Origin of the sequence: Pseudomonas sp. B6001, from assembly GCF_013386015.1 — a bacterium.
Taxonomy (GTDB): domain Bacteria; phylum Pseudomonadota; class Gammaproteobacteria; order Pseudomonadales; family Pseudomonadaceae; genus Aquipseudomonas.
In genome coordinates this window covers 209716-221308 of sequence record NZ_JACAOX010000007.1, presented here as the reverse complement: position 1 = coordinate 221308, position 11593 = coordinate 209716, and the positions used below count along the sequence as shown (strand labels likewise).

Genomic DNA, 11593 nt, shown 5'->3' with positions numbered 1-11593 from the left:
TAGCATCACCTCGGTGTGTCTGGAAGACCGAGGTGCCTGCATCGCCGGCAAGCCAGCTCCTACAGAAAAGCGGCTCTGCTTTCGTTCTGGTCTTTGCTTTTACCATAAGTAGCCGTTACCGCAGAAACGGATATGTACACAATCAAACCACCTCAGCCTGCCGCACCTGCTTCTCCAGTTCAGCCTTCAACCCTGGCTCCAACTTAAGCTGCCGCGCCAACTCATCGAGGTAAGCCTTCTCCATGAAGTTCTCCTCATCCACCAACATCACACTGGCGATATACATCTCGGCAGCCAACTCCGGAGTACTGGCAGCCCGAGCCACATCTGCCGGATCAAGCGGCTTGTTCAGCTCGGCATGTAGCCACTGCTGCAACTCACGATCGTTATCCAGCTTCACAAACTCCCCTTCGATCAACGCCCGCTCACGCTCATCCACATGCCCGTCAGCCTTGGCCGCAGCCACCAGCGCCTTCAAAATCCCCTGGCTGTGCTGTTCGACCTGGGCCGGTGGCAACCGATCAATGGTCTGCGGCTCCCCTTGAGGCGCACTCGCCTGCTGCGCCTGCCAATTACCGTAGGCCTTGTAGGCAATCACCCCCAAAGCAGCCAACCCACCATAGGTCAGCGCCTTGCCGCCAAACTTGCGGGCCTTCTTGTTGCCCAGCAACAGACCCATGGCGCCGGCCGCGAGGGCCCCACCACCGGCACCGCCAAGCAAGCTACCCAACCCGCCGCCACCCAGCAGTCCGCCAAGGGCACCCTTGTCATCTGACTTGCGCTGCCCGCCAGCCTTGTTCTGCAACATGTCCTGGCCGGATTTGAGCAGTTGATCGAGCAATCCACGGGCATTCATTCACAACCTCCAGAAACTCAAGTTCACAGGACCAATAGGCCCCCAGCGTAAAACTAAATGCCAAAAACCCCCGATCTAGAGTGCTTCCAGATGTAACGCGCTTACCCCTCAATTAAAACGATATACACTCGAACAAATCTATAAAAACACCCCACTGGTAATTCCAGCATGATGACCTTGCGTCAGATCCGTCACTTCATCGCCGTGGCCGAGACCGGTTCGATCTCCGCCGCTGCCCAGACCGCCTTCATCTCCCAGTCCACCCTGACCCTGGCGATCCAGCAACTGGAACAGGAAATCGGCGTCAACCTGTTCAACCGCCACGCCAAGGGCATGACCCTGACCCACCAGGGCCACCAGTTCCTGCGCCAGGCGCACCTCATCCTCGCCACCGTCGACAACGCCAAGCGCAGCCTGCAACAGAGCACCGACCAGGTGGCCGGGCAGTTGATCATCGGCGTGACCAGCCTGGTCGCCGGCTACTACCTGGCGGACTTGCTTACCCGCTTCCAGCGCGCCTACCCCAATGTCGAAATCCGCGTGATGGAGGACGAACGCCCCTACATCGAACACCTGCTGGTCAGCGGTGAAATCGACGTCGGCGTGCTGATCCTCTCCAACCTCGAAGACCGCCACGCCCTGCAAACCGAAGTGCTCACCCACTCGCCCCACCGTTTATGGCTGCCCGCCCAGCACCCGCTGCTGGAACACGACAGCATCAACCTGGCGGATGTGGCGCGCGAGCCGCTGATTCAGCTGAACGTCGACGAAATGGGCCACAACGCCCAACGCATGTGGACCGGCGCCGGGCTGCAACCCCGCGTCACCTTGCGCACCGCCTCGACGGAAGCCGTGCGAAGCCTGGTCGCCGCCGGCCTGGGCGTGTCGATCCAGCCGGACATGACCTACCGCCCCTGGTCCCTGGAAGGCGACATCATCGAGGCCCGGCCGATTGCCGACCTCAGCCAGACCCTCGACGTGGGCCTGGCCTGGCGCCGAGGCACGGCGCGCCCGGCGCTGGTGGACCCATTCCTGACGGTGGCCCGCGAACAACCCCACCCACGCAAGCCATCTATTTAATCGAATGCTGCTTTCAGTATTTAGTATTTGTTGACCTCGCGCCTGACCTCTAGTCTCTGCTCATCCCATAAGAGAAGGTCAGGCGCCTCGCACGAGAACAGCCATGACCACACAAGAAAAGAGATCGCGAAAAATGTCTGGCGCGCCCACACCGCTGCTCACTGCGTTGCTGATCGACGGCGAACTGGTCCCGGGCCAGGGGTTTGTCGAGCCGATCATCAACCCGGCCACCGGTGAAATCCTCACCCATATCGCCGAAGCCAGTACCGAGCAGGTCGAAGCCGCAATCCTCGCCGCCCACCGGGCCTTTGCCGGTTGGTCGCGGACCACGCCCCAGCAGCGTTCGAACATCCTCCTGGGCATCGCCGAGACAATCGAAAAACAAGCCGACTACCTCGCCCGCCTGGAATCGCTGAATTGCGGCAAGCCGCTGCACCTGGCACGTCAGGACGATTTGAGCGCGACCGTCGATGTGTTCCGTTTCTTCGCCGGCGCCGTGCGCTGCCAGACCGGGCAACTGAGCGGTGAATACCTGCCGGGCTACACCAGCATGGTGCGTCGCGATCCGATTGGCGTGGTGGCCTCCATTGCGCCGTGGAATTACCCGCTGATGATGGCCGCCTGGAAAATCGCCCCGGCCCTGGCGGCCGGTAATACCCTGGTGTTCAAGCCGTCGGAACATACCCCGCTGTCGATCCTGGCCCTGGCGCCCGTACTGAGCCAGTTGTTGCCGCGCGGGGTGATCAACATCCTGTGTGGCGGCGGCGAAGGGGTCGGCAGCCATTTGGTCAGCCACCCGAAGGTGCGCATGGTCTCGTTGACCGGCGATATCGTCACCGGGCAGAAGATCCTCCAGGCCGCCTCCAAGACACTCAAGCGCACGCACCTGGAGCTGGGCGGCAAGGCCCCGGTGATCGTGTGCAACGACGCCGACCTGCAAGCCGTGGTCGAAGGCGTGCGCGCCTACGGTTACTACAACGCCGGCCAGGACTGCACCGCCGCGTGCCGCATCTACGCCCAGGCCGGCATCCACGACAAATTGGTGGCCGAGCTCGGCGCCGCCGTCAGCAGCCTGCGGTTTGCCGGCAAGCGCGATGCCGACAACGAACTCGGCCCGCTGATCAGCACCCGCCAGCGCGACCGCGTCGCCAGTTTTGTCGAACGCGCCCTCGGCCAGCCGCATATCGAACGCATCACCGGCGCCGCCGTGCATTCCGGTGCTGGCTTCTTCTACCAGCCAACCTTGCTGGCCGGTTGTAAACAGAATGATGAAATCGTGCAGCGCGAAGTGTTCGGCCCGGTGGTCACCGTGACCCGCTTCGACGAGCTGGAACAGGCGGTGGACTGGGCCAACGACTCGGAATACGGCCTGGCCTCCTCCGTGTGGACCCAGAACCTGGACAAGGCGATGCAAGTGGCGTCGCGCCTGCAATACGGCTGCACCTGGATCAACAGTCATTTCATGCTGGTCAGCGAAATGCCCCACGGCGGCTTGAAGCGCTCGGGGTATGGCAAAGATCTGTCCAGCGATTCGCTACAGGACTACAGCGTGGTGCGGCACATCATGGCGCGCCACGGCCAGCATCTTTAAAACAACAACTACGCTCACGCACCACCTGCTGCAAAAACTGCCCCGACCATAATTAAAGAAGAGGGAACCCCCATGTCTGCGCACAAGACCGCACTGCTCAGTGCCCTGACCACCGCGCTGCTGGCCAGTGTCAGCATCCAGGCCGCCGAACCGCTGAAGGCGGTGGGTGCCGGTGAAGGCCAGTTGGATATCGTGGCCTGGCCCGGCTATATCGAACGTGGCGAAAGCGACAAGAACTACGACTGGGTCACCGGTTTCGAGAAAGAGACCGGCTGCAAGGTCAACGTCAAGACCGCCGCCACCTCCGACGAGATGGTGAGCTTGATGGCCAAGGGCGGCTACGACCTGGTCACCGCGTCGGGCGATGCCTCGCTGCGGTTGATCGTCGGCAAGCGCGTACAGCCGATCAACACCTCGCTGATTCCCAACTGGAAGAACATCGACCCGCGCCTGAAAGATGCGCCGTGGTACGTGGTCGGCCAGCAAACGTACGGCACGCCGTACCAGTGGGGCCCGAACGTGTTGATGTACAACACCAACGTGTTCAAGACCGCGCCCACCAGCTGGAACGTAGTGTTCGATGCGCAGAACCTGCCGGACGGCAAGCCGAACAAAGGCCGCGTGCAGGCCTATGACGGCCCGATCTACATCGCCGATGCGGCGCTGTACCTCAAGGCCACCAAGCCGGAACTGGGCATCCAGAGCCCGTACGAGCTGACCGAAACCCAGTACAAGGCCGTGCTCGACCTGTTGCGCGCCCAGCAGCCGTTGATCCACCGCTACTGGCATGACACCACCGTGCAAATGAGCGACTTCAAGAACGAAGGCGTGGTGGCCTCCAGCGCATGGCCGTATCAGGTCAACGGCCTGGTGAACGAGAAACAGCCGATTGCCTCGACCATTCCGAAGGAAGGCGCCACCGGCTGGGCGGATACCACCATGCTGCACACCGATGCCAAGCACCCGAACTGCGCCTACAAGTGGATGGACTGGTCGCTGCAGCCGAAGGTCCAGGGTGATGTGGCCTCGTGGTTCGGTTCGTTGCCGGCGGTTCCCGCGGCGTGCAAGGAAAGCGAACTGCTGGGCGCCGAGGGTTGCAAGACCAACGGTTTCGACCAGTTCGAGAAGATCGCCTTCTGGAAAACCCCGCAGGCTGAAGGCGGCAAGTTCGTGCCGTACAGCCGCTGGACCCAGGATTACATCGCGATCATGGGCGGGCGCTAAGCACTCCCTAGTTGATCGTTCCCACGCTCCGCGTGGGAATGCCTCCTGTGACGCTCCGCGTCACGACTTTAAGGGCGGACGCGGAGCGTCCAGCGCTGCATTCCCACGCAGAGCGTGGGAACGATCACCTCTACCTCCGATTTAATTTTTACAAGACGCGCCTTTTTGGAGCACCGCACCATGACGCTTGCAGTCCAATTCACCCACGTTTCCCGTCAGTTCGGCGAAGTGAAAGCCGTTGACCGGGTTTCCATCGATATCCAGGACGGCGAGTTCTTTTCCATGCTCGGCCCTTCCGGCTCGGGCAAAACCACGTGCCTGCGCCTGATCGCCGGGTTCGAGCAACCCAGTGCCGGCTCCATCCGCATCCACGGTGAGGAAGCCGCCGGCTTGCCGCCGTATCAGCGCGACGTGAACACTGTGTTCCAGGATTACGCGCTGTTCCCCCACATGAACGTGCGGGACAACGTGGCCTACGGCCTGAAAGTCAAAGGCGTGGGCAAGACCGAACGCCTCAACCGCGCCGAAGAAGCCCTGGGTATGGTCGCCCTCGGCGGTTACGGCGACCGCAAGCCGGTGCAACTCTCCGGCGGCCAGCGTCAACGTGTGGCCCTGGCCCGCGCACTGGTCAATCGTCCGCGCGTATTGCTGCTGGATGAGCCCCTCGGCGCTCTCGACCTGAAGCTGCGCGAACAGATGCAAAGCGAGCTGAAGAAACTGCAACGCCAACTTGGCATCACCTTCATCTTCGTCACCCACGACCAGACCGAAGCACTGTCGATGTCCGACCGTGTGGCCGTATTCAACAAGGGCCGCATCGAACAGGTCGACACCCCGCGCAACCTGTACATGAAGCCCGCCACCACCTTCGTCGCGGAATTCGTCGGCACCTCCAACGTGATTCGCGGCGAATTGGCGCAACGCTTGAGCGGTAACCCGCAGCCGTTCTCGATCCGCCCGGAACACGTGCGTTTCGCCGAAGGCCCGCTGGGCAGCGGCGAGGTGGAAGTCAGCGGCCTGCTGCATGACATCCAGTACCAGGGCAGTGCCACCCGCTACGAACTGAAACTGGAAAACGGCCAGGCCCTGAACATCAGCCAGGCCAACAACCAATGGCTGGACACCACCGCCGGGCATCAAGTCGGCCAGTCCATCACCGCGCGCTGGGCGCGGGAAGCCATGACGCCGTTGACCGACATCGCAGGCGAGGTGTGACATGAGCCTGGCCCTGTCCCAACCCCCGATGCGCAGGTTTTCCAACCTGCTGTACAAGAAGCCCAACCTGTACCTGTCGCTGCTGCTGGTGCCGCCGCTGATCTGGTTCGGCGCGATCTATTTGGGTTCGCTGCTGACCTTGCTGTGGCAAGGCTTCTATACGTTCGATGACTTCACCATGGCGGTCACCCCGGACCTGACCCTGGCCAACTTCGCCGCGCTGTTCCAGCCGTCGAACTTCGACATCATCGTGCGCACCTTGAGCATGGCGGTGGTGGTGTCCATCGCCAGTGCCATCGTCGCGTTCCCGATCGCCTACTACATGGCGCGCTACACCACCGGCAAGACCAAGGCGTTTTTCTACATCGCGGTGATGATGCCGATGTGGGCCAGCTACATCGTCAAGGCCTACGCCTGGACCCTGCTGCTGGCCAAGGGCGGCGTGGCGCAGTGGTTCGTGCAGCACCTGGGCCTGGAGCCGGCGCTGCAATTCATCATGGGCATTCCCGGCGTGGGCGGCAGCACCTTGAGCACCTCGCACCTGGGGCGGTTCATGGTGTTTGTGTACATCTGGCTGCCGTTCATGATTCTGCCGATCCAGGCCTCGCTGGAGCGTTTGCCGCCATCGTTGCTGCAGGCCTCGGCAGACCTCGGCGCCAAGCCGCGCCAGACCTTCATGCAGGTGGTTCTGCCGCTGTCGGTGCCGGGGATTGCGGCGGGTTCGATCTTTACGTTCTCGCTGACCCTGGGCGACTTCATCGTGCCGCAATTGGTGGGCCCGCCGGGTTACTTCGTCGGCGGCATGGTGTACGCGCAACAAGGCGCTATCGGCAACATGCCCATGGCCGCGGCGTTCACTCTGGTGCCGATCGTGCTGATCGCGGTTTACCTGTCCATCGTCAAACGTCTGGGGGCCTTCGATGCACTCTGAAAAAGCCTCACTCAGTCTAAAAATCGCGGCCTGGGGCGGGTTGGTTTTCCTGCACTTCCCGATCCTGATCATCTTCCTCTACGCCTTCAACACCGAAGAGGCGGCGTTCAGCTTTCCACCCCAGGGCTTCACCCTGAAGTGGTTCAGCGTGGCCTTCTCGCGGCCGGACGTATTGGAAGCGATCAAGCTGTCGCTGCAAATCGCGGCCATCGCCACGCTGATTGCGATGGTGCTCGGCACCCTGGCCTCGGCGGCGTTGTATCGCCGGGAGTTCTTCGGCAAGCAAGGCATCTCGCTGATGCTGATCCTGCCGATTGCACTGCCGGGGATCATCACCGGTATCGCGTTGCTGGCGACCTTCAAGACCCTGGGGATTGAGCCGGGGATGTTCACCATCATCGTCGGCCACGCGACCTTCTGCGTGGTGATCGTCTACAACAACGTGATCGCCCGCCTGCGCCGCACCTCCCACAGCCTGATCGAAGCCTCGATGGACCTGGGCGCCGACGGCTGGCAGACCTTCCGCTACATCATCATGCCCAACCTCGGCTCGGCGTTGCTGGCCGGCGGCATGCTGGCGTTCGCGCTGTCGTTCGACGAAATCATCGTCACCACCTTCACCGCCGGCCACGAGCGCACCTTGCCGCTGTGGCTGCTCAACCAGTTGAGCCGGCCACGGGATGTGCCGGTGACCAACGTGGTGGCGATGCTGGTGATGATCGTGACGATGTTCCCGATCCTGGGTGCCTATTACCTGACCCGCGGCGGCGAAAGCGTGGCCGGTAGTGGCGGTAAATAACTGACAACACATTGCCACTGAAGGAATGAGATTCAAATGTGGGAGCGGGCTTGCTCGCGAAAGCGGTGTATCAGTCAGGTGATGTATCAACTGAAAGACCGTATTCGCGAGCAAGCCCGCTCCCACACTTGAACCGGTTTCGGCAGGGGAAACGATGCAGCTTTAAGAGGAATGAACCATGCAAACCAAACTGCTGATCAACGGCCATCTGGTCGAAGGCGAAGGCCCGGCGCAGCCGGTGTTCAACCCGGCGTTGGGTCGGGTACTGGTGGAAATCAAGGAAGCCAGCGAAGCCCAGGTCGACGCCGCCGTGCGTGCTGCCGACAGCGCTTTTGAAGGCTGGTCGCAAACGCCACCGAAGGATCGCTCGCTGCTGCTGCTCAAACTCGCCGACGCCATCGAAGCCCACGGCGCAGAGCTGGCAAAGCTTGAGTCGGACAACTGCGGAAAACCCTACAGCGCGGCGCTGAACGACGAGATCCCGGCGGTGGCCGATGTGTTCCGCTTCTTCGCCGGCGCCAGCCGCTGCATGAGCGGTTCGGCCGGCGGCGAGTACCTGCCGGGCCACACCTCGATGATCCGCCGTGACCCGGTGGGCGTAATTGCCTCCATCGCGCCGTGGAACTACCCGCTGATGATGGTCGCCTGGAAAATCGCCCCGGCCTTGGCCGCCGGTAATACCGTGGTGCTCAAGCCTTCGGAACAAACCCCGCTGACCGCGCTGCGCCTGGTGGAACTGGCCGCTGAGATTTTCCCGGCCGGTGTACTCAACCTGGTGTTTGGCCGTGGGCCAACCGTGGGCAGCCCGCTGGTGAATCACCCGAAAGTGCGCATGGTGTCGCTGACCGGTTCGATTGCCACCGGGGCCAATATCATTTCCAGCACTGCCGACAGCGTCAAACGCATGCACATGGAACTGGGCGGCAAGGCGCCGGTGATCATCTTCAACGACGCCGATATCGACGCGGCGGTGGAAGGCATTCGCACCTTCGGCTTCTACAACGCCGGGCAGGATTGCACCGCTGCGTGCCGGATTTATGCACAGGCCGATATCTACGACGCGTTCGTCGAGAAGCTCGGCGCGGCGGTTGCCAGCATCAAATACGGTTTGCAGGATGACCCGGCCACCGAGCTGGGCCCGCTGATCACCGCACAGCACCGTGACCGTGTGGCCGGGTTTGTGGAGCGTGCCGTGGCGCAATCCCATATCCGCCTGATCACGGGTGGCAAGGCGGTGGAAGGCAACGGGTTCTTCTTCGAACCGACGGTGTTGGCCGACGCGCAGCAGGACGATGAAATCGTGCGCCGCGAAGTGTTCGGGCCAGTAGTGTCGGTAACCAAATTCAACGACGAGGCCCAGGTATTGGCCTGGGCCAACGATTCGGACTACGGCCTGGCCTCTTCCGTGTGGACCGCCGATGTCGGCCGCGCCCATCGCCTGGCTGCACGGTTGCAGTACGGCTGCACCTGGGTGAACACCCACTTCATGCTGGTCAGCGAAATGCCCCATGGCGGTCAGAAACTGTCCGGCTACGGCAAGGACATGTCCATGTACGGCCTGGAGGACTACACCACCGTTCGCCATGTGATGTTCAAGCACTGACCCTTTACCCCTGTCGAAGCGAGCTCACTGTGGCGAGGGAGCTTGCTCCCGCTGTAGTGCGAGGTGCTCCCAGGTTTTTTGGGGCCGCTACGCAGCCCAGCGGGAGCAAGCTCCCTCGCCACAACAGCCGGCTCCTGCAGGGATCTCATAACAATAAATAATTCGCAGGTTCCCATGGACATCACCCGCCGCGACTTCCTCAACGGCGTCGCTATCACGATTGCCGCCGGTATGACCCCGCTGCAAATCCTCCAGGCCGCTCCCGATGGCCGCTACTACCCGCCCGCCCTCACCGGCTTGCGCGGCAGCCATGTCGGCTCATTCGAAGTTGCCCACCAGATGGGCTGGGAAAAGAAGGCCTTCGACACCGATAAACTGCCGATCACCGAAGACTACGACCTGGTGGTGGTCGGCGGTGGCTTGAGCGGTTTGTCGGCGGCGTGGTTCTACCGTGAGAAGCACCCGAAGGCGAAGATCCTGATCCTGGAGAACCACGACGACTTCGGCGGCCATGCCAAGCGCAATGAGTTCCAGGCCGGTGGCCGGCTGATCATCGGCTACGGCGGCAGCGAAGCGTTCCAGTCACCGAATCATCTTTACAGCAAGGAAGTAAACGGGCTGTTGAAAAAACTCGGGGTGAACATCAAGCGCTTCGAGACCGCCTTCGACCGCCAGTTCTACCCGGGCCTGGGTTTGTCCCGTGGGGTGTTCTTCGACAAGGAAAACTTTGGCGAAGACAAACTGGTGACCGGCGACCCGACGCCGATGGTCGCCGACGACATCGCCCCGGACCAGTTGCATGCGCGCTCCATCAGCGACTTCATCAATGATTTCCCGCTGCCGGAAACCGACCGTCAGGCGCTGATTGCCTTGCACGTCGCGCCCAAGGATTACCTGCCGGGCAAGACTGCCGAGGAAAAGGCCGAGTACCTCGCGACCACCAGCTACCGCGATTTCCTGCTCAAGAACGTAGGACTCTCGGAAGGCGCGGTGAAGTACTTCCAAAGCCGCACCAACGACTTCATGGCCTTGAGTATCGACGCGGTGGCGTCGGCTGATGCCTACAGCGTGGGTTTCCCTGGCTTCGGCGGAATGAACCTGGCACCGATCAGCGAAGAAGCCGCCGCAGAAATGGAAGAACCCTACATCTACCACTTCCCCGACGGCAACGCCTCGCTGGCACGCTTGCTGGTGCGCAGCCTGATTCCGGCAGTGGCACCGGGGCACACCATGGATGACATCGTGCTGGCGCCGTTTGACTACGCCAGGCTTGATCAGCCCAGGACGCCGGTGCGGGTGCGTTTGAACAGCACTGCGGTCAGTGTGCGTAACGTCGGTGAAGGTGTGCACATCGGCTACAGCCGTGGCGGCCAACTCGCACAGGTCCGCGGCAAACGCTGCATCCTGGCCTGCTACAACATGATGATCCCGTACCTGCTGCGCGATCTGCCGGCAGAACAAGCCCAGGCCCTGAGCCAGAACGTGAAGTACCCGCTGGTCTACACCAAAGTGGTGGTGCGCAACTGGATCTCGTTCCAGAAGCTGGGGGTGCACGAGATTTATGCAGCGACCCAGCCTTACAGCCGGATCAAGCTGGATTACCCGGTGAGCATGGGCGGCTACGAGCACCCGCGCGACCCGACGCAGCCGATTGGTTTGCACATGGTGTACGTGCCCACCAGCCCCAACAGCGGCATGAACGGCCGCGACCAGGCCCGCGCCGGGCGGGGCAAGTTGTATGGGCAGACATTTGAACAACTGGAAGCGCAACTGCGGGATCAGCTGCAGCGCATGCTCGGCCCGGGCGGTTTCAACCACCAGACCGACATTCTGGCGATCACTGTCAACCGTTGGTCACACGGCTATGCGACCTTCTCCAACAGCTTGTTTGACGATGCCGATGAAAGCGAAAAACTGAAGGACCTGGCGCGCCAGCCGGTGGGACATGTGAGCATCGCCAACTCGGATGCCGCATGGAGCGCGTATGCCCATGCGGCGATTGATGAGGCATATCGAGCGGTAGGCGAAGTGGGCTGATCCCGGCATTCCTGAAGGAAGAGATTATTGTGGCGAGGGAGCTTGCTCCCGCTGGGCTGCGCAGCAGCCCCAAACCAGGCGATCGAGATATCCCTGAAGGATCTCCATCGCCTGAGCTGGGGTCGCTTCGCGCCCCAACGGGAGCAAGCTCCCTCACCACACGGTTTCCACAGAAACGTCTTGTTTCATATGCAGCGCCATCAACCCGCCATCAATCATTTTTCCTTGCGCACCGAACCGCTTAAGCTATTTGGCAT

Annotated in this window: 9 protein-coding genes; 8 read left to right on the top strand and 1 reads right to left on the bottom strand. The window is 61.8% G+C overall.

Annotation, left to right across the window (positions count from 1 at the left end; genetic code table 11):
* Window positions 1–142: 142 nt before the first annotated feature.
* Complete coding sequence (locus HX821_RS10080; RefSeq protein ID WP_177035686.1) at window positions 143–856, bottom strand: tellurite resistance TerB family protein; 714 nt, start codon at window positions 854–856, stop codon at window positions 143–145.
* A gap of 168 nt (window positions 857–1024) precedes the next feature.
* Here HX821_RS10080 and HX821_RS10075 point away from each other — a divergent pair, with 168 nt between their 5' ends.
* From HX821_RS10075 to HX821_RS10040, 8 genes are all read left to right on the top strand, one after another.
* On the top strand, window positions 1025–1936 hold the full coding sequence (locus HX821_RS10075; protein WP_003209548.1) for a LysR family transcriptional regulator: 912 nt from the start codon (window positions 1025–1027) through the stop codon (window positions 1934–1936).
* Between the two features lie 133 nt (window positions 1937–2069).
* The gene (locus tag HX821_RS10070) at window positions 2070–3527 is read left to right on the top strand and encodes a gamma-aminobutyraldehyde dehydrogenase (RefSeq protein WP_003209549.1); all 1458 of its coding nucleotides are present in this window, start codon (window positions 2070–2072) and stop codon (window positions 3525–3527) included.
* A gap of 72 nt (window positions 3528–3599) precedes the next feature.
* Window positions 3600–4751 (top strand): putative ABC transporter substrate-binding protein YdcS, encoded by a 1152-nt coding sequence (ydcS, locus tag HX821_RS10065; RefSeq protein ID WP_003209550.1) that lies wholly within the window; start codon window positions 3600–3602, stop codon window positions 4749–4751.
* A gap of 180 nt (window positions 4752–4931) precedes the next feature.
* Window positions 4932–5966 carry an ABC transporter ATP-binding protein gene (locus HX821_RS10060; protein WP_003209551.1) on the top strand — a complete coding sequence of 345 codons (1035 nt, stop codon included), beginning with the start codon at window positions 4932–4934 and terminating at the stop codon, window positions 5964–5966.
* A 1-nt stretch (window position 5967) separates the two neighbouring features.
* Complete coding sequence (locus HX821_RS10055) at window positions 5968–6897, top strand: ABC transporter permease (RefSeq protein ID WP_177035685.1); 930 nt, start codon at window positions 5968–5970, stop codon at window positions 6895–6897.
* The gene (locus HX821_RS10050; protein ID WP_003209553.1) at window positions 6887–7696 is read left to right on the top strand and encodes an ABC transporter permease; all 810 of its coding nucleotides are present in this window, start codon (window positions 6887–6889) and stop codon (window positions 7694–7696) included. The genes HX821_RS10055 and HX821_RS10050 overlap by 11 nt, the downstream gene beginning before the upstream one ends.
* 178 nt (window positions 7697–7874) lie before the next feature.
* Window positions 7875–9299: a gamma-aminobutyraldehyde dehydrogenase gene (locus HX821_RS10045; protein ID WP_003209554.1), complete on the top strand. Its 1425-nt coding sequence runs from the start codon at window positions 7875–7877 to the stop codon at window positions 9297–9299.
* Between the two features lie 174 nt (window positions 9300–9473).
* Window positions 9474–11336: an FAD/NAD(P)-binding protein gene (locus HX821_RS10040; protein ID WP_177035684.1), complete on the top strand. Its 1863-nt coding sequence runs from the start codon at window positions 9474–9476 to the stop codon at window positions 11334–11336.
* The last annotated feature ends 257 nt before the right edge of the window (window positions 11337–11593 follow it).